This window comes from Pseudogracilibacillus sp. ICA-222130, assembly GCF_037892545.1.
Lineage (GTDB): Bacteria > Bacillota > Bacilli > Bacillales > Amphibacillaceae > Pseudogracilibacillus.
Map to the genome: position 1 here is coordinate 1 of NZ_JBBKBG010000028.1, position 20,473 is coordinate 20,473.

General features: G+C 36.7%; 19 protein-coding genes. All 19 read right to left on the bottom strand.

Features of this window, described 5'->3' with window-relative positions; translation table 11 throughout:
• Positions 1-36: 36 nt before the first annotated feature.
• The 19 genes from WKT09_RS10635 to WKT09_RS10725 all read right to left on the bottom strand — a co-directional run bounded on the left by WKT09_RS10635 (position 37) and on the right by WKT09_RS10725 (position 20,451).
• Positions 37-894 (bottom strand): M23 family metallopeptidase, encoded by an 858-nt coding sequence (locus tag WKT09_RS10635; RefSeq protein ID WP_340416007.1) that lies wholly within the window; start codon positions 892-894, stop codon positions 37-39.
• 118 nt (positions 895-1,012) lie between these two features.
• Entirely contained in the window at positions 1,013-2,011 is a 999-nt protein-coding gene (spoIID, locus tag WKT09_RS10640) for a stage II sporulation protein D (RefSeq protein WP_340416008.1), read from the bottom strand.
• Positions 2,012-2,141: 130 nt separating this feature from the next.
• Positions 2,142-3,467, bottom strand: a complete 1,326-nt coding sequence (gene murA, locus WKT09_RS10645) for a UDP-N-acetylglucosamine 1-carboxyvinyltransferase (protein WP_340416009.1) — start codon at positions 3,465-3,467, stop codon at positions 2,142-2,144.
• A 331-nt stretch (positions 3,468-3,798) separates the two neighbouring features.
• Positions 3,799-4,029: a DUF1146 family protein gene (locus WKT09_RS10650; RefSeq protein ID WP_340416010.1), complete on the bottom strand. Its 231-nt coding sequence runs from the start codon at positions 4,027-4,029 to the stop codon at positions 3,799-3,801.
• A 139-nt stretch (positions 4,030-4,168) separates the two neighbouring features.
• On the bottom strand, positions 4,169-4,570 hold the full coding sequence (locus tag WKT09_RS10655; RefSeq protein ID WP_340416011.1) for a F0F1 ATP synthase subunit epsilon: 402 nt from the start codon (positions 4,568-4,570) through the stop codon (positions 4,169-4,171).
• 122 nt (positions 4,571-4,692) lie between these two features.
• Positions 4,693-6,102, bottom strand: coding sequence for a F0F1 ATP synthase subunit beta (gene atpD / locus WKT09_RS10660; RefSeq protein WP_340416012.1), 1,410 nt, complete (start codon positions 6,100-6,102; stop codon positions 4,693-4,695).
• 62 nt (positions 6,103-6,164) lie between these two features.
• A complete protein-coding gene (gene atpG / locus WKT09_RS10665; protein WP_340416013.1) occupies positions 6,165-7,022 on the bottom strand; it encodes an ATP synthase F1 subunit gamma in 858 nt (285 codons plus the stop codon).
• A gap of 98 nt (positions 7,023-7,120) precedes the next feature.
• The gene (gene atpA / locus WKT09_RS10670; protein WP_340416014.1) at positions 7,121-8,632 is read right to left on the bottom strand and encodes a F0F1 ATP synthase subunit alpha; all 1,512 of its coding nucleotides are present in this window, start codon (positions 8,630-8,632) and stop codon (positions 7,121-7,123) included.
• An 18-nt stretch (positions 8,633-8,650) separates the two neighbouring features.
• On the bottom strand, positions 8,651-9,196 hold the full coding sequence (locus WKT09_RS10675) for a F0F1 ATP synthase subunit delta (RefSeq protein WP_340416015.1): 546 nt from the start codon (positions 9,194-9,196) through the stop codon (positions 8,651-8,653).
• The gene (gene atpF / locus WKT09_RS10680) at positions 9,193-9,657 is read right to left on the bottom strand and encodes a F0F1 ATP synthase subunit B (RefSeq protein WP_340416037.1); all 465 of its coding nucleotides are present in this window, start codon (positions 9,655-9,657) and stop codon (positions 9,193-9,195) included. Before atpF ends, WKT09_RS10675 begins: the two co-directional genes overlap by 4 nt.
• 129 nt (positions 9,658-9,786) lie before the next feature.
• The gene (gene atpE, locus WKT09_RS10685) at positions 9,787-9,999 is read right to left on the bottom strand and encodes a F0F1 ATP synthase subunit C (RefSeq protein WP_336267258.1); all 213 of its coding nucleotides are present in this window, start codon (positions 9,997-9,999) and stop codon (positions 9,787-9,789) included.
• A gap of 74 nt (positions 10,000-10,073) precedes the next feature.
• Entirely contained in the window at positions 10,074-10,796 is a 723-nt protein-coding gene (gene atpB, locus WKT09_RS10690; protein WP_340416017.1) for a F0F1 ATP synthase subunit A, read from the bottom strand.
• A gap of 21 nt (positions 10,797-10,817) precedes the next feature.
• The gene (locus tag WKT09_RS10695) at positions 10,818-11,180 is read right to left on the bottom strand and encodes an ATP synthase subunit I (protein WP_340416018.1); all 363 of its coding nucleotides are present in this window, start codon (positions 11,178-11,180) and stop codon (positions 10,818-10,820) included.
• Positions 11,181-11,527: 347 nt separating this feature from the next.
• Complete coding sequence (locus WKT09_RS10700) at positions 11,528-13,645, bottom strand: S8 family peptidase (protein ID WP_340416019.1); 2,118 nt, start codon at positions 13,643-13,645, stop codon at positions 11,528-11,530.
• Positions 13,646-13,702: 57 nt separating this feature from the next.
• The gene (locus WKT09_RS10705; RefSeq protein ID WP_340416020.1) at positions 13,703-14,404 is read right to left on the bottom strand and encodes a zinc ribbon domain-containing protein; all 702 of its coding nucleotides are present in this window, start codon (positions 14,402-14,404) and stop codon (positions 13,703-13,705) included.
• A 349-nt stretch (positions 14,405-14,753) separates the two neighbouring features.
• Entirely contained in the window at positions 14,754-15,023 is a 270-nt protein-coding gene (locus tag WKT09_RS10710) for a hypothetical protein (protein WP_340416021.1), read from the bottom strand.
• 119 nt (positions 15,024-15,142) lie between these two features.
• Complete coding sequence (metE, locus tag WKT09_RS10715; protein ID WP_340416022.1) at positions 15,143-17,431, bottom strand: 5-methyltetrahydropteroyltriglutamate--homocysteine S-methyltransferase; 2,289 nt, start codon at positions 17,429-17,431, stop codon at positions 15,143-15,145.
• 49 nt (positions 17,432-17,480) lie between these two features.
• Positions 17,481-19,325, bottom strand: a complete 1,845-nt coding sequence (locus WKT09_RS10720; protein ID WP_340416023.1) for a bifunctional homocysteine S-methyltransferase/methylenetetrahydrofolate reductase — start codon at positions 19,323-19,325, stop codon at positions 17,481-17,483.
• 16 nt (positions 19,326-19,341) lie between these two features.
• Positions 19,342-20,451 carry a PLP-dependent transferase gene (locus WKT09_RS10725; protein WP_336267250.1) on the bottom strand — a complete coding sequence of 370 codons (1,110 nt, stop codon included), beginning with the start codon at positions 20,449-20,451 and terminating at the stop codon, positions 19,342-19,344.
• Positions 20,452-20,473 lie beyond the last annotated feature (22 nt).

Here is a 20,473-nt window from a genome sequence, read left to right on the forward strand (position 1 = left end):
CAAAAAAGACGATGCATCAGCATCGCCTATATCATTTTATGCTAGGGAAATTAAATCATCGTTGTTTTCTATGGATTCTTCGTTACCTTCTTCTTCATTTTCCATAAAAGAGTCTTCTTCTTCTTTTTCTTCTTCTGATTCCATCTCATCATTTTCTTCGGCTTCAACTTCTTCTTCCTCATCAATCGACTCTAACGATAGTTCCACTAAATTTTGAAACGGTTCATCAAAAAACGATTCTGGATTCACTTCGACACCATCTTTATGAATTTCAAAGTGGACGTGGATACCACTATCCGCATGAAAAACATTTTTCCCTGCTTCGCCTAATTTTTCCCCTTGTTTTACTTCCGCGTTTTCTTCGACGGACGTTTCAGCTAAACTCGCATAATATGTTTCGATCCCATTATCATGCTCCAAAATGACGATGTTTCCTAATAATGGATCTTTCTTAATTTCCTTTACTTTCCCCGAAATAGCTGCGACAACATCGAACGCTGTATCATCTTCTGCTTTCAGATGAACACCTTTACTTTCATAATAACGGTTATTATAAAATGTAACCGACTGTTCTAGTTCATCTTCCGTACCATTCGCGTCGAAAAACTTTGTCACCGTTTTACCTTTTACTCGCGGATCCATTGGCAACTGAATCATTTCTTCCTCTTGCAATACTTCCTGTGCTTCTTCATTGTCAAACCGCTCATTGTCACTACTGAAGATTTCATCCTTCGCAAAATCTTCCTCCACGGTTGAACTTTCCTCTTTTTGAGAAAAGAATACAACAGTTAATATGATTGCAACCAAACCAATGTACAACGCGGGGAAAAATCCTTTCTTTTTCTTATAACGATTCCAGCGAAATTTGAATCCATTTAAAAATTTTCCTTTCATTGTTCATCACCTCAGTCCCATTGTGAACAACAAAAGAAATATATATACCTACATTTTCCAAAAAAATGCTCGTCCTACCCTATTCACTTGAAAAATATGATAGTAAAAACGAAAAAAATTAATTAGATACTAAAGATGGAGCAGTATCTTGTAACGCTTCAATATGAACATCTTTGTAGTAGTATGCCAAAATGTCTTTATAATTTTTTCCTTCTTCTGCCATAAAATTGGCTCCATATTGACTCATTCCAACGCCGTGTCCGAAACCTTTTGTCGTAAAAATAAAATGATCTCCTTTTTGTTTTACAGAAAAGTCATTTGACCGTAATTGCAATTTTTCTCGTATTTCTTTTCCTGAAAAAGCAACTTCTCCAATTTTTAAAGTTTCTACCCGGTTACTCTCTGTCCTTTTTACATAAATTGGGATTTCTCCACCATTATGATTTAATTGTAACGCATTATTCATTTCTTCAATTGTAAATACTTTTTGTTCGGTAAAGTTTGGTAAACTCTCTTCCCACTTACTTTCAACTATTTGTAAATAAGGTAAATCATTCCCCCAATAATTTTTAGCAGCTTCCGTATATCCATTACTCATCGAAAAAAATGTTGGAGTGATCGGTTCATTATTATATGTAATGACTTCCCCAGCTGTCGCCATCACCGCTTGCTCGATTTTATTCATCTTTTCCTCATAACTTCCACCAAAATGTTCTTTCAATTCCTCTCTATTTTTATACACTTGGTGTGCGGTCGTATCTGTCATCACCGTATCTTCTCCTTGTTGGATCATTTGTTGTACAACATACGTCCGTGCTGCAACCGCCTGTGCCTTTAATGCTTCTACATTAAAATCAGCTGGCATTTCCGCGGCAACGACAGAGATTACATATTCTTCAATGGGGATTGTTTCTATTTCTCCTGTAGCTTCTCGTTCTACTTGGACGAAAAATGAGGGTTCGTCTTCTACTTTGTTTTCTGTTTCTTCCGTTATGTTCCTTTCTTTATACTCTCCATTTTCTTTTGAAAAATTGACTACAATAGTCGGAATAAAAACGATAATAAATAAACTAAAAGCGATATAAACGACATATTTTTTCCATTTTGTTTGCTTCATAGATTCCCTCCTCTCTATATATGTATGTAAGTACACATATTTAAGAACAATATTTACAACGAGGAGTGCATTTTTTCCATAAAAAAACAGATAAACACTCAAAATAGGAGTATTTATCCGTTTAATATGTTTATGGTAATTCAATCGCTTTATCTTCCGCTGTGAAATCAACTTCCACAACTCGATCACTTGTTTCTTTTTCTGTAATACGTTTCACATCTGCACCAAGCTTTTGTAATTTTCCAGCAAAATCAACATAACCACGGTCTAAATGATGTAATTGTGTCACTTCTGTTATTCCTTCTGCACATAACCCAGCTAAAATCAATGCTGCTGCAGCACGTAAATCTGTCGATTGAACTTGTGCCCCTTGAAGTGTATGTAATCCTTCAATGATGACACTACGGCCTTCAATCTTCATTTTAGCATTCATTCGTCTAAATTCTTCCACATGCATAAATCGATTTTCGAAAACTGTTTCCGTTAAAACACTCGTACCCTCTGCTCCTAACATTGCAACCATCATTTGAGATTGCATATCCGTCGGGAATCCAGGGTGTGGCAATGTTTTAATATCTGTTGCCTTTAACTCTTTCGGTCCGATCACACGTAAACCTTCATCTTCTTCTGTAATTTCTACGCCCATTTCGCGTAATTTTGCAATCACTGGACGTAAATGTTCGGATAAGACGTTTTCGATTAATACATTTCCTTCAGTTACAGCAGCTGCTACCATAAAAGTACCAGCTTCTACACGGTCAGGGATAATAGTATGTTCTGCACCACGTAATTTTTCCACACCAGTAATACGGATCGTTTCTGTACCCGCTCCGATAATTTTTGCACCCATTTTATTTAAATAATTTGCTAAATCAACAATTTCAGGTTCTTTTGCCGCGTTCTCAATAACCGTTTTTCCTTCTGCTAATACTGCTGCCATGACGATATTCTCTGTTGCACCAACACTCGGCATATCTAAATAAACTGTTGCCCCTTGTAAACGGCCATCCACACTCACTTCAACAAATCCATTACCTACATTAACGTTTGCACCCATTGCTTCAAAGCCTTTTAAATGTAAATCAATCGGGCGAGAACCAATTGCACATCCTCCAGGTAATGCAACTTTTGCATGACCGAAACGTGCTAATAAAGGTCCTAATACTAAAACGGATGCACGCATTTTACGTACATATTCAAATGGTGCCTCTGTTTCAAGCTCTTTTGAAGCATCAATTGTTACCGTATTATTTTCAAATGTCACTTCTGCATTAATATTTCGTAATACTTCATTAATTGTATACACATCATCTAATGTTGGTACATCATGTAAAATACATGTTCCTTCGCTCGCTAAAATCGCCGAAGTAATAACTGGTAAAACAGCATTTTTTGCTCCTTCAACCCTAACATTACCTTGTAACTTATTTCCACCTTTTACAACGATTTTGTCCATCTGTCATTCTCCTTCAATATCTGTTCATACGTAATTTATGCTATTACGTACATAGTTGTTCATCACGAACGTTATATTTATTTTCAATTAATCACAATCATTTGTTTTTTCAGTACTAGTTTTGTATATGCATTTATTTGTATGTCTCTAACAATAATATCTCGTAAACTTTATTCTTCCTATAACTTCATACATATCAATCTATTAGTTTTCAAGAAAATCCATTATTCATTATAGCACTATTACATTACATTGTACACTAGAAGTTTGTGAATTTACTAGACGTAACAAAGTTGTTAATATTATGCAATTAATCTAAACAAATTTTGAATCAAAATAAATATAGGAGATTTTGTGACCATTGTAAAATATCTAATACAAAATTACTGACAGTGGTTCCAATTGCAATCGCAATAAAAATAAGTAGAATCCTTGCTTCGACAACATAATTTTTACGAACGAGTGGTTCAAAATTAATTCCTTGCATTGCACGCCAAGTGATGGCAATAAAAACAATATGTGAAATCATACTTATAATCGAAAAGTACCCTATTTGCATCATACTTATCACCCACGTCTTTCAGAAGAATTATGTATTATTTCCCGGGAAATTGTAAAAAAGTAGCATATTTTGTCTTATGAAGATTATAACTTATATGAAGAAAATAAAAAACCTCAATACAATGTATGAGGTTTTATGTTTAGCGTTGTGCTACATTTAGTCGATTCATCGCTCTGCTTAATGCAAGTTTCGCACGTTCAACATCAACTTCTGGATTATTCGACTCAAGTAATTGTGCAGCTCTCTCTTTTGCTCTTTCTGCACGTTCAACATCTATGTCATTAGCAACTTCTGCAGATTGAGCTAAAATTGTTACTTTATCGGGACGTACTTCTAAAAATCCACCATTTACTGCTACTAAATCTTCACCATTATCTTCACGCTTCAATCTTACAGCATTAATCGTTAACGGTGCAACTAAAGGGATGTGACCAGGTAAAATACCTAACTCTCCACCTTCAGCTTTACAACTTAGCATTTGGTAATCATTTTCTAGAACTTGTCCATCAGGAGTTACAACACTTACTGTTAATGTGTTCATATCGAAACACCTCCTAAAATCAAATAGCTCCGTACTGAGCCATATTGATACGTATAGATTGATAGCGCAGCTTGCCATTTTTCATATCACAAACTGCGACCTATCATCTTATCTTTATATTATTACTGAGCCATTGTTTTAGCTTTTTCGACAACTTCTTCAATACGTCCAACTAAACGGAACGCATCTTCTGGAAGATCGTCATATTTACCTTCAAGGATTTCCTTGAATCCAGCAACTGTTTCTTTTACTGGTACATATGATCCAGGTTGCCCAGTAAACTGTTCAGCTACGTGGAAGTTTTGTGATAAGAAGAACTGAATACGGCGTGCACGTGCAACCGTTAATTTATCTTCATCACTTAACTCATCCATACCTAGAATTGCAATAATATCTTGTAATTCACGGTAACGTTGTAATGTACGCTGAACTTCTGTTGCTACTGCATAGTGCTCTTCCCCAACAATTTCAGGGTCAAGTGCACGTGAAGTAGATGCAAGTGGGTCTACCGCAGGATAAATCCCTTGCTCTGAAAGTCCACGGTCTAAGTTAGTTGTCGCATCTAAGTGTGCGAACGTTGTAGCTGGAGCCGGGTCTGTATAGTCATCCGCAGGTACATAAATCGCTTGGATGGATGTAACAGATCCTTTGTTAGTTGACGTAATACGTTCTTGTAACTGCCCCATTTCCGTTGCAAGTGTTGGTTGGTAACCAACCGCTGAAGGCATACGACCAAGTAAAGCCGAAACCTCCGAACCTGCTTGTGTAAAACGGAAAATGTTATCGATGAATAATAGAACGTCTTGTCCTTGTTCATCACGGAAATGCTCTGCCATTGTAAGACCAGTTAGAGCAACACGCATACGTGCTCCAGGTGGTTCGTTCATTTGACCGAATACCATTGCAGTCTTTTCAATAACACCAGAATCTTTCATTTCAAAGTAAAGGTCATTTCCTTCACGTGTACGCTCTCCAACACCAGCGAATACCGAAATACCACCGTGCTCTTGAGCGATGTTGTTAATAAGTTCCTGGATTAAAACTGTTTTACCTACTCCCGCACCACCAAATAAACCGATTTTACCACCTTTGATGTACGGTGCTAATAAGTCTACAACTTTAATTCCAGTTTCTAAAATTTCTGTATCTGTTGTTAAATCATCATAATTAGGTGCTTCACGGTGGATTGGATCTCTTTGTGCGTCCTCTCCAATTTCTTCACCTAAATCGATCGTTTCTCCAAGAACGTTGAAAATACGTCCTAATGTATTATCACCAACTGGAACTGAAATAGGGTTACCTGTACTTTCTACTTCCATTCCACGTTGCACTCCATCTGTACCAGCCATTGCAATGGTACGTACAGAGTTATCACCTAAATGTAACGCAACTTCTAAAGCTAATGTTTTGTTTTCTTCTTCATTAGAAGCCATGTTTACGTATAATGCCTCATAAATTTCAGGAAGTTGTCCGTCTTCAAACTTAACGTCTACAACTGGTCCCATAACTTGAGTTACATAACCTTTGCTCAATCGATTTCCCTCCTAACATCATTTTCATCTCATTTTGTATCATGAATGCCGATCATACATGTTTATTCTAGTGCAGCTGCTCCACCAACGATTTCACTGATTTCTTGAGTAATAGCAGCTTGGCGCGCACGGTTATATGATAATGTTAGATCACCGATTAAATCGTCCGCATTATCTGTTGCAGCACTCATTGCCGTCATTCTTGCTGCGTGCTCACTAGCTTTTGCATCTAATAATGCACCGTACACTAAGCTCTCTGCATATTGTGGTAAAAGAACCTCTAAAATAGATTCTTCATTTGGCTCATATTCATACGTACTAGAAGATTCAGCCGCTTCAATATTTGTAACAGGAATCAGTGTATCCATTTGTATTTCTTGTGAAATGGCACTTACAAAATGATTGTAAATGATTTTTAATTCGTCAATCTTTTCATCTGCGAACAATTGAACTGCACGAGAAGCAATTCCTTTAATTTCTGCATATTGTGGTTGATCTGCTAATCCAATAACCGTATCAGCAAGTTCGTAATCGTTTTTACGACAGTAATCCACACCCATACGTCCAATACCGATGATTAAAAATTCATCTTGTGACTTATGACGTTCTTCAATTGTCGTATACAACTTACGAATAACATTACTATTATACGCACCAGCTAACCCACTATCAGCAGTAACAAGAATATAACCCGTACGTTTTACTTCACGACGCTCTAACATTGGGTGAGAGACGTCAGAATTGTTGCTAGCAATGTGTGCAATTACTTCTTGAATTTTCTCGCTATAAGAAGCATAACGTTTCGCGTTTTCTTCTGCACGAGCTAATTTTGAAGCAGAAACCATCTGCATTGCTCTTGTAATTTGTTGTGTTTTCTTCGTAGAATTAATTCTATCTTGGATATCTTTAAGTGATGCCAAGCTTTTCACCACCCTTCTAAAACAGAAGTGTTATTTGTATAGTTTATATTTCCATCTATTGCTGACGTTATCATACATTGGATAACGTCAGACTATCATTATTTTTGCGTCGGTAAAAAAGTCTTCTTGAATGATTCGATTGCATTGTTCATCGCATTTGCATCTGCAAGTTGTCCAGATTCACGGATTGTGTCTAAAACATCTTTAGCATTTGAATCCATCCAAACGTGGAATTCATCTTCAAAGCGTACGATATCTTCAACTGCAACATCATCTAAAAATCCATGTGTTAATGCGTATAAAATCATTACTTGTTTTTCAACAACTAATGGTTTGTGTAATCCTTGTTTTAGAACTTCTACTGTACGTTTTCCTCGTTCTAATTTTGCAGCCGTTGCCGCATCAAGATCAGAACCAAATTGAGCAAATGCTTCTAATTCACGGAATGCTGCAAGGTCTAGACGTAATGTACCTGCAACTTTCTTCATTGCTTTAATTTGAGCATCTCCACCTACACGTGAAACAGAAAGTCCCGCGTTAATCGCTGGACGTACTCCCGAGTGGAATAAGTCAGATTGTAAGAAAATCTGTCCGTCCGTGATAGAGATAACGTTTGTTGGAATATATGCAGAAATATCTCCTGCTTGAGTTTCAACGAATGGTAATGCAGTTAATGAACCGCCACCTAAATCGTCATTTAATTTCGCTGCACGTTCTAATAAACGTGAGTGTAAATAGAATACATCCCCTGGGAATGCTTCACGACCTGGTGGACGACGTAATAATAGTGATAACTCACGGTAAGCTACTGCTTGTTTTGATAAGTCATCATATACTACTAATACGTGTTTACCGTTGTACATGAATTCCTCACCCATTGCTACACCTGCATATGGCGCTAAGTATAATAATGGTGCCGGGTCAGATGCTCCAGCTGAAACAACGATTGTATAATCTAATGCACCGTAACGACGGAATGTTTCTACTGTTCCACGAACCGTAGAATCTTTTTGTCCGATTGCTACGTAAATACAAATCATATCTTGATCTGCTTGGTTTAAAATAGTATCAACCGCTACAGTTGTTTTACCTGTTTGACGGTCTCCAATGATAAGCTCACGCTGTCCTCGTCCAATTGGTACAAGTGCGTCAATCGCTTTAATACCTGTTTGTAATGGCTCATGAACTGATTTACGTGCCATAACTCCTGGTGCTTCTGATTCGATTGGGCGTGTTTTACCAGTTTCGATCGGACCATTTCCATCGATAGGTTGTCCTAATGGGTTCACAACGCGTCCAATTAATTCCTCTCCAACAGGTACTTGCATAATTCTTCCAGTACGACGAACCTCGTCGCCTTCTTTAATTTCTGTGTATGGCCCTAAAATAACGATCCCTACGTTACTTTCCTCTAAGTTCTGTGCCATACCAACTACACCGTTCGAAAACTCAACTAACTCTCCAGCCATAACATTGTCAAGTCCGTGAGCACGTGCGATACCGTCCCCTACTTCAATAACAGTACCAACGTCAGAAATTTCAATTTCAGAGTCAAAGTTTTCAATTTGCTGTTTAATCAGCGTACTGATTTCTTCAGCTGTAATACTCATACCTTGTCACCCCTATCTCTATTTACTAGCGGAAACGATATTTTGTTTCAGGCGATTTAGTTTATTGCTAATCGACCCATCATAAATTGTGTTTCCTACTCGTATTTTCATTCCACCGATTAAAGATGGATCAACTACATTATTAATTGAAACAGATTTTTTATTTAGCTTTGTTGTAAATGATGATTCTAATTGTTCTTTTTCTGCATCTGTTAATGCTCTTACAGAATAAACAGTTGCAGCAGCGATTCCGTTTTCTTCATTATAGAAATGTGCAAAATGGTCAATAACCGCTGGAACTAAAGAAATGCGATGGCGTTCAACTAATAATTTAATTAGGTTTACGACATCTTTATCAAATTTCCCAAAAGCTTCCTCGATGATCTTCATCTTGTCTGCTTGTTTAATTCGTGGATGATTTAAAAAATCAACTACTTCTTTATTATTTTGAATGACATCTTTTACAGTTGATAATGCATTTTGAATGTTTTCGACATTATTTTTTTCGCTTGCAAGTTGAAAAAGAGCATCTGCATAACGTTTTGCAACTACTGCCTCACTCATCGCTCTTCTCCTACTTCTTTAATGTATTCACTGATCAATTCATCTTGATCTTGTGCGCTAATTTCCTTTTCAATTACCTTGCTAGCAATTAAAACGGATAATGAAGCTACTTTGTCCTGAAGTGCTTGTAACGCTTTTTCCTTTTCACTCTCAATTTCTTGTTGAGCTTGAACTTTAATGCGTTCAGCTTCTTGCTTCGCAGATTCGATAATGTCTTGTTCTTGCTTTAATCCTGCATTTCTTGCATCTTCAATAATTTGCTGTGCTTCTTGCTTAGTTGTATTTAAACGTTCAACAGCTTCTTTGTTTGCCTTTTCTGCCTCAGCACGGCTTTTCTCTGCTGTTTCGATTTCATTTGCTACATAGTCTTCACGCTTTTTCATCATATCCATGACTGGTCCCCAAGCAAATTTGCTTACTAAGAACATAAGGATAATGAAGAAAATAAGCATGACAATCATATCTACTAAATGGAATCCTCCTAGCACACGGTCCACTCCTTTCAGGTAAAAATCGTTATTTAAACATAAACGACGGCGAAGTATTTATGAGCAAATCGCTTCGCCTAAAATTGTTCTGATTTTTTTCAATTATGAACCCATAACCATTAATGCAATAACTACCCCAATGATAGGAAGTGCCTCAACTAAACCGATACCGATAAACATGATTGTTTGTAACTGACCTCTTAATTCAGGTTGACGTGCAACACCTTCTACTGTTTTACTAACGATCATCCCGTTACCAATACCTGCTCCTAATGCTCCTAAACCTACTGCAATTGCTGCTGCTAAAGCTCCCATAATAATAATCCTCCTCAAGATATATATAATAATTTTTTTATAATTTCCAGTTTATATGGTATAAAGCTGGTTAATTAATGTTCTTCATTCACTTTATGTCCAATGTATACCATTGATAACATTGTGAAAATAAATGCTTGGATTCCTCCAATAAAGATACTGAATCCTGCCCATGCTAAGTAAGGAATTGCTCCTCCAATAAATCCAATAATACTTCCACTTGTTAATCCAACAAGTAATGTAAGTAACACTCTACCTGCGAACATGTTACCAAATAAACGCAGACCTAATGTTAATGTGTTAGCAAACTCTTCAATTAGTTTAATTGGGAATAAAAACCAAACTGGTGTAAAATAACTTTTCACATAATGTCCTGGACCACGTAACTTGATCCCATAGTAGTGTGATAAAATAATTACCATTGCTGATAATGTTAATGTTACTCCCGGATCGGCTGTTGGTGATGTCCACCATGTTACGCCATCAACTTTCACTGTTGTAATTACCCCTAACACGTTTGCAATTAAAATGAATGTGAAGAGTGTAATTGCTAGTGGGAAAAATTGTTTCCCTGTTTTCCAATCCATTGTATCGGCAACTATACCTTTTACGAACTCTAAAAGCCATTCCATTACATTTTGTGCGCCTGTCGGTTTCATTTGAAGCTTTCTAGCTCCAACAACACATAAAACAAACACAATAACACAAGTAATGAAAATCATTATAACGTTAGCTAAGTTTACTGATAGCCACGGAATACCAAAAAGCTCGTAAACGACTGGTGCTTTATTATCCATCGTCTCACCCCTCTTTCATCTTCATTTCCTGTTGAACAATAAAAAATCTATTATAATGATAGGATATGCTATCATTAATCCAATTACAAAGCCGACGATACTAACGTCGAATCGAATAGCAAGCAATGTCCCGAGCGCAGCAGATGCCAATCTCGATATTGTTCCTATTCCTTTTCTTTTCCCATACTTTTCGGCTGATTCACCCAAAAGATCGGTCCTGCGTTGTAAAAGCCATAGATTGTAGAAACTAATTACAGCACCTAGAAGCAAACCATTCAGAAAGTATTCATAAGGTAAAAAAATTGTCATTATAATAATGATACAAAAAAATAAATACATCCATTTTCGTTGTCTTCTTGCAACGATACGATAATCTTCTAGCATATTGTCTACTCTCTCTTCTTTAAAACGCTAAATTACGCATAAAAATAGAAGGTAAAATAAATTGTTTATGTATAAACTTTCACAAATCAATAGAAAAGAACATAGAAGTTTTATTATACCTTAATGAATGCTACACGAAGCATTTTACAATAGCGCTAACCAGTTGTCAATTCATTCCGGACACTCTTTCTAGTATATTGTAAAAGATTTTTGATTTCTAGTTCTTTCTTGCCCGACCGTAACTATTTTATCCGAATAAGTGACAAAATTATGAACATTTTTCACATTTTTTTCGATTATTTTTTTGCTCTTTCCATTCGACCATTTCCAAAATTAGAAATGGTCGATTATCCCTTATTATCAATGGTTTCGTAGATAATTTTATCCCCTTGTAGTTGTATCGCAAAAACAAATACAAAGCGATTTGTTAAAATTATTTCATCATTTTGTAACTGAAATGTCCCTTCCTTTTTTCCAATTTGTAGTTCATCAAAGGTAGCTATTTTTTCTTCCAGTACATAATTTTCCGTATCAAAGAGAAATACATCTACTTTTTCTAACATTTCTGTTGCGTAAAATTCAAATTCATATTTATGTTCTTCTGAAGTAGACGGTCGTTCTTTTATTTGAAATCCATCAATTTTTTTCTGTTTTGTTTCATTTAACATGTACATATAAGGTAATTCATATAGAGCCTTTTTACTTTGTAATGTAATATATCCTTCATAGATACCATCTTCTATTTGTGATCGATTCATTTTTAACTTTATGGGGATCGTTTTTTTCTCGTTCGGCCCAATGGTGAAATTCATCGGTAGATGCCATGTCACTCCTTTTTCTTTTTTCGGTATATGAAATCGAAACGTTTCTGCTTCCTTTCCAATGTTTTCAATTTCTAATTCAATTGTGCGCTCATCCATGAATCGATGGATTTTTCCAAAAGATAATAATGGATCGTTAATAATAACATCGGTCTGTATTGCCTCTTCTATTTGAACTAGTCCTGCACCTTGTTCTATCGGACGTTTATTTTCTAATTTTCTAGCAGTCGTTTTTAATGCCCCAATAATTTGTTCGTTCGTCCAAGTTGGTTGTGCTTCTTTTAATATTGCTACTGCTCCCGCAATATGTGGTGCTGCCATACTCGTACCATTCAACATGTCATATCCACCTGGAATAGTGCTTACTATTTGTACTCCAGGAGCTAGCAAATCTGGTTTCATTTGCCAATTCATTGCTACAGGACCACGGGAACTAAAAGGTGCAACATCTTCTTTTGTTGTTTCCGTTTTTACGTGGAAAAACATTCGCTCTTTTTGTCGTAATTTGTCCGCACTTTCGACAATTGCTACGGGAATGTCGTAATTTGCAAAAAATGATTCGTCATATAACGCTGCTTCGACAATGATTCCTTTTGGCAACACTTTGGCTGATTCTATATCTTCTAATACTGTTTTGTTCGCCTCGTTGATCAAAAGAAGATCTGTATGATTAATTGTTTCCGATATGTAATAAGTCGTTTCCGTCTGCCAAAAATCCACGTCTTCCACCGGAAAGATGGCTGTTTTTTCTTTCGTCCGTGCATTCCAAAGGCTTACTTCTTTCATTGGGTGTTTGTACGCTCCAACAGAGATAGCTGTCGGTGCTGTAGCGGGAGCTCCGATCGTCCAATCATTCGGACCATCATTTCCATTGGCAACCACGACCATTACCCCATGCTCTGTCGCTTTGTTTACTGCCTTACTCGTCGGGAAATCTGGTACATTAATTGTATTTCCGAGAGATAAATTTAATATATCTACCCCATCTTCTAGCGCCTTTTCCATCGCCGCAATCACTTGGACAGAAGTACCAAATCCATTTGGTCCCAATGCACGATATGCATAAATATCGCTTTCAGGTGCTACTCCTTTTATTTTTCCATTCGCTCCAACTATTCCTGCAACATGTGTCCCATGTATCGTTTGTCCGAATCCTTCTTCTGTTTCTGCTGGTTCATCATTATACTCGACGACATCTGACCCACCTTGAAAATTATCTGTCAACGCTTCATGCTCTAAATCTATTCCTGTATCGATAATGCCAATTTTTATCCCTTTTCCTGTATATTTCGTTCCATTAAAATGAGCTGGAATATATGCATTTTGTAATGCGTTTTTATTTGGTAACGTTTCATACACCGCTTTATATTGTTGGTTCTGATGAATAGTTTGGATGAATGGTTCCTGTTGTAGCTTTTCCAACTCCTCCTTCGTCCCTTTTACAGCTACTGCTTGCAATAATATATCGAACGTTTCCATTACTTCCATTGTTGGATGATGACGTTTTATGTATTGGGCTGTTTTTTTCGGTGAGGTGGTTACTTCCACTATATAAACAGACTTTTCTTCTGCTACTGTCTCGAAATTATCCACAAATGTGAAGCAAAGTGTGATGATGATTAACATCGTGATCCATTTTCGCATGAAAAAACCTCCATTTCTTGTATTATGTTTACCAAGAAAATGGAGGTTATGTAATTTTTAATAAATGTCTACGATATACCATTTATTTTTAATTTTTAATAATTCAAAATCGAAATAAATCGAATCTGATTCCTCTTCTATTTCAGAAGAAACCTTTACATCCGCCTCAACATATGCAATACTATCTGATTCAAAATCCACTTCCCCAGTTCTTAAAAATTCAAAACGAGTGTCAGCAGGCATATCTCTAAAGTCAACATCTTTCATCAATTCTTCACGATTCGACGGACGAATAAGTTCTTCCATTTTTTCTTTATTCTGTTTATCCATTGCATAGATGAAGTTTTCTACCGTTTCTTCTGGGGTTCCTTGAGCTTTATTAAACACAAAGAAGTATAACGCTGCTGCTACAGCGATTACCGCAACAATACCTATTACCCATTTTACATTAGAGGATTTATTATCTGACTGTTGTGTACTCGCTTCATTTACTGGCGCAACACCATTAGGTGACTGATTTACCGCTGTAGCAGTAGAATCGTGTGCCACAGACTGATTTTCATTATGTATGGATGGTTGTTCCTTCGAACTATGTTCCTGTTGTTGCGCTTTTTTCCCTTTTTCTGTTCCACATTCACCGCAAAACTTACTATCTGTTTCAAATATATGATTGCAATTTAAACATTTTTGCAATGCACCACAATGTAAACAGTATAAACTATCGCCTGTTTCATTATGACATGCATAACATTTTCGCATAAAAGTCCCCCCTTTACATGTTAACGTTACCGTAAATTATACCATTTTTCATCCATATTTTGTACAAAAGTTAAAAATAAGCAGGGTCTTTAGACTCATTCATGTCATGACTCATCATTAGAAATTCCGCTATTGTATATGGAAAGATATTGATTGAAGTTTTATATTTAAGGGATACTTATAAAAATCTCCAAAATCAAAACTTTAACTTATGGGGACACAACTGAACTGGTGGTTTGTTTTGCGACTGAAAGCCTTTGTTACGACCTCAGTCTTAATGGTTCACTGAACTGTCTCCCTTATGCATCATTACTTCCTATTTCCGCTTTGTAGGGAAGGAGATTGGGCTTTATGATTGCGTTCTTGCAGTTTTGGGGTTGTATTCTTGCAACTTCGACCTGTATTCTTGCAACTGCGGGCCATATTCTTGCAACTTCGAGCCACATTCTTGCAACTGCAAACCGCATTCTTGTAACTGCGAACCGTATTCTTGCAACTTCGGGCCATATTCTTGCAACTTCGAGCCACATTCTTGCAACTTCGAGCCACATTCTTGCAACTGCAAGTCATATTCTTGCAACTTTATCACGATAGGAGGCATTTTTAATACTACGCTCAAAGCTACTTAGAATCTCCTGCAAAACCAGTCATCTTCAAATGCATAAATGGCCATGTTTATTTTCAACATAAACATGACCATTTTCCTTAAGGTTTGTTTAAACTAGCTTCAACACATTATTACTTCGGTACTGCGCTTAATTTTTCACGTGTATCTTTTGCCGCTTGAACCATTACTCTTAACGCATCAATCGTTTCTTGTTCTTTACGAGTTTTCAGCCCACAGTCAGGGTTTACCCAGAACTGTTTCGGTGAAATCGTTTGTAATGCGCGATCGATATTTTGTTTTAATTCATCGACTGAAGGAATTCTCGGGCTATGAATATCATATACTCCTAAACCAATTTCCTTCGTGTATGTGTTGTCTTCAAAAGTAGAAACTAAGTTTCCGTGGCTTCGGGAAGTTTCAATGGAAATAACGTCAGCATCTAAATCATCGATACATTCAAAAATATCTTCGAAGTTCGAATAACACATATGCGTATGAATTTGTGTATCATTTTCGGCTTTTGCATTTGACAATCTAAATGCATATGCCGATTCCTCTAAATATTCCTCCCATTTAGCATGATCTAATGGCAATCCTTCACGTAATGCCGGTTCATCCACTTGAATAATTTTAATGCCCGCTTCTTCTAATGCTGTAATTTCTTTTTGTAAAGCTAAAGCAATTTGTTTCATAATTTCGTAACGAGGTGTTGTATCATGTACAAATGACCAGTTTAAAATTGTGACAGGTCCTGTTAACATTCCTTTGACGAAACGGTCTGATAAAGATTGTGCATACACACTTTCCTTTACAGTCATTGGACCAGCCCATGATACATCTCCAAAAATTAATGGCGGTTTTACACAACGTGACCCATACGACTGAACCCAACCATATTCTGTTACACTAAATCCATTTAACTTTTCACCGAAGTATTCCACCATGTCATTACGCTCAAACTCTCCATGAACGAGTACATCGATATCAAGATCTTCTTGGATTTCAATCCAACGTTTAATTTCTCCATTAACAAACGCTTCATATTGCGCATCTGTAATTTCACCTTTCCTCCATTTCGTACGTGTTCTCCTTACTTCTGGAGTTTGTGGTAAACTACCAATAGTTGTCGTCGGCAGTAATGGTAATTGTAATTTTTCATCTTGTAATTTAATTCGCTCTGCAAATGGTAAGTCACGGTCTGCATCTGCTTTCGATAATCCAGCAACTGCATTACGTACTTCATCATTTGAACGGTATTCTGCTTGTAAACTATTTAATTCTTCTGTAGCCTTCGTTAAGACATCTTGTACCGCTTCTCTTCCTTCTTGTAATCCTTTTGTTAATGTAACGATTTCAAATAACTTTTCGTCCGCAAACGAAAGTCCTCCTAAAATCACTGGATCAATTTTCTTCTCTAATGTTTTCGTAACTGGTACGTGCAATAAAGAAGATGATGGTTGTACGATTAATTGTTCTTCATTTACGAATTGTTTAATCGTTTCTAATGTCGTTAATTTTTCCTCTAAATTCGCACGCCATACGTTACGTCCATCTACAATTCCTGCCGCTAACACTTTATCTTTCGGGAAGCCATTCGCCTTTAAGATATTTAAAGAATCACCATGAACAAAGTCTAGTCCAATCGCTTTTACAGGTAAGTTAACGATACGCTCGTAATGGAATATTTTTTCAAAATACGTTTGGAAAATAATTTGAATATTAGGTGCTTTTTCTGCAAACTGTGCATACACTTTTTCTGCTAAAGCAACTACTTCTTCCTCAACATTCGTAGAGAAAATTGGCTCATCGATTTGTACCCAAGATGCTCCAGCTTCCTCTAACTCTTGTAAAATTTGTACGTATAATGGAACAAATTTTTCAACGATTGCTTCGAATTCACTTTCTTCGTATCCTTTTGCAAGTTTTACATATGTGATCGGTCCTAATAATACAGGTTTTCCATCAATACCTAATTTTTCTTTTGCTTCATTATAAAAACGTAATGCACGATTATCTACTAATTCTGGTGTTGCTCCATTTAATTCAGGAACGATGTAATGATAGTTTGTGTTAAACCACTTTGTCATTTCAGATGCAACTGCATTGTCTACCCCACGAGCAATCGCAAAGTATGTATCAATATCCACTTTTCCACCGTTATAATCATAACGCTCAGGAACAATACCAAATGTTGCAGATGTATCTAGCACGTGATCATATAATGAAAAATCACCTACTGGAATTAAGTCTACCCCTTGTTCTTGTTGCTTTTTTAAATTATTTAAGCGAATATCATCTGTTTTCGCTATTAATTCTTCTTGCGTACTCTCTCCATTCCAGTACCTTTCCAGTGCTCTTTTCCATTCTCTGTTTTCTCCAATTCTTGGGTATCCTAAGTTTGAACTTTTAATGTTTGACATATTTTTTTCCTCCAATTAATTTTATCCTATTTATATTTAATATAGTTGCCTATGAATCTACTACTGCTATATTTTGTTTTACACCTGTTTTTTCACGTATATATTGAACTAACTCAACTGTAATGTCATAACGCATAAATGGTGTAATTAAATACACTCCGTTAAAATGTTTTAATACTTCATCCACTAACTCTTTGGAAATAGCAACACTCTCTGCTGTCGAACGAGCACGATCATCTGCGACAGACTTCATTCGTTCACGAACATCGTCCGTCAATTTGATCCCTGGTACTTCATTATGCAAAAATTCTGCATTTTTTGTGGAAGTAAGAGGCATAATCCCTACAAAGATTGGGGTATCGATATGCTTCGTTGCTTCTTTTAATTCCGTAATCTTTTCGACGTCATATACTGGTTGCGTTAAAATATAATCGGCACCACTTGCAATTTTTCGTTCCATTCGTTGTACAGCTTTCTCAACATTAGCAACGTTTGGGTTAAAGGCTGCTGCAACACTAAATGCCGTTTTTTCACGTAAAGAGTTCCCTGAGAAAGAAATACCGTTGTTTCCTTTTTTGATTAATTCAATCAGTTTAAAAGAATTTACGTCGAACACCGAAGTAGCTCCAGGAAAATCACCTATCTTCGTCGGATCACCTGTAATTGCAAGCATTTCTGTAATTCCTAATGTGTGAAGCCCTAATAAATGGGATTGTAACCCAATTAAATTACGGTCACGACATGTTAAATGTACGAGCGGTCGAATTCCTTGCTCTTTTAACTTTACGGCCATCGCTAAATTACTAATTCGCGGAGATGCTAATGAATTGTCTGCTAATGTAATGGCATCTGCACCAGCTTCATGTAATGCCTTCGCGCCTTCAAAATATCCTTCTACATCTAAATGTTTCGGTGCATCCAACTCAACGATAATCGTTGGTCTTTCCTTTGCTAATTCAGGAATCGTTTTTTCTGTCCGCTTTCTTTCACGTAAAACTTCAATTTGTTCGACTTTTCGAACTTCTTTTTCCGTGATTGGTGTTAAACCTTTAACACCTTCTGCCAAAGCTCTTACATGTTCTGGTGTCGTTCCACAACATCCACCAATTAAGCGAACTCCTTGATCACGTAACTGTGTGGCACACGTTTTGAAGTAATCTGGTTCGTTTTCGTAAAATAAAATACCATCTCGATATGCTGGTAAACTAGCATTCGGATATGCTGCTAAATATGCATGATCCAGTAATGGCACAGTTTCAAGTGAGGTTACCATTTGTGATGGACCTAGTCGGCAGTTAATCCCTACAACATTGGCGCCAAGCCCTTCTAACTGTTTCAAAGCATCTTGTAAAGCTGTTCCATCTTCTAATACTCCCGGTTCATGCATGGAGACGTTGGTAATGATTGGCAAATCCGTCTCCTCTCGTGCAATTTGTAAAACCGTTCGTAATTCGTCCAAGCTATAATACGTTTCTAATATTAATCCATCAACTCCTTCAAGTAGTAAGCAATATAACTGTTCTCTGAAGCTTCTTTTGATCTCTTCTTCGCTTTCATTTAATGTTTGGCCACCATATATTCCGCCAATATTTCCGAGAATATGTGCCCGACCATTACTCGCACGTTTCGCAATTTGGACTGCTTGCTCATTAATTTTTTTCACTTGTTCTTCCAGGCCATATCTTGCCAGCTTAATATAATTGGCTCCATATGTGTTCGTTTGAATCACTTCGGCCCCTGCTACGATATATGTTTCATGAACATTTTGGATTTGATCTGGATGTGTTAAATTCAATTCCTCAAAACAACGTCCAACACCATTCGCATATAAAATCGTCCCCATTGCTCCATCTGCAATTAACACTTTTTTCTCTAAATCTTTTAACAAACTCATCGGATCACTTCACCTCTCATGTACGAATTTGCTCAAATGCACGTGCTAAATCATTTACTAAATCTTCTTCATGTTCTACACCGACTGAAGCACGAAGTAGTCGATTTGATAAACCATAGCTTAACCTTACTTCTTCCGGTATATCCATATGTGTTTGCGTAACCGGGTATGTAAGGAAACTTTCTACGCCTCCAAGACTCTCCGCAAACGTGAAAACTTGTAATGCTTTTAAAAATGGTTCCACAAGATTTTCATTTATAATTTCAAAACTTAACATACCGCCCCTTCCTGGATAATACACATTTGTGACGAGTGGATGGTCTTGTAAAAAGTCGATAACATGTTTTGCATTTCGTTCATGTTGCCTCATTCTTAATGCTAAAGTTTTCATTCCACGAATCAGGCTCCAACAATCGTATGGAGCTAATACTGCTCCAATGGAATTATGTAAAAAGCTAAGCTCTTCACAAACTTCCTCCCCTTTTGCAATAACAAGTCCTGCCAACACATCATTATGTCCAGCCAAATACTTTGTTGCACTATGGATGACAATGTCTGCTCCCTCTTCAATCGGTCGTTGTATATACGGTGTATACAAAGTATTATCGACGATATGTAGAAGATCATTCTTATGTGAAAACTCGGATATTTTCGATAATTTAACTGTTTGCATTAAAGGATTTGTTGGTGTTTCAATAAATATTGCCTTCGTATTTTCTCGTTTTAATGTTTCTAATTCCTCGTAATCTTTTCCGTCCCAATAAGAGAATTCAAAGCCATATTTTTTCTCAAAAATCTCGAAAAGTCGGAAGTTGCCACCATAAATATCTCTAGAAGAAATAATATGATCACCCTTTTCAAATAAAGAAAATACGAGTTGTACTGCCGACATTCCAGATGATGTCGCAAATGCTTTATCCCCTTTTTCTAATTCTGCTACAGCTTCTTCTAGTACTGTTCGGGTTGGATTCCCTGTACGGATATAATCATATCCATCTTGCAGTCCGATTTCCTCGTGGCGAAATGCTGTTGAAAAATAAATCGGTGTACTTACTGCTCGAAAATGCTCATCACGATTATTTCCAATTTGCACTAAAAAAGTTTCTTGTCTACATCGGTCTGTCATTTTATTCCCCCTAAAATAATTA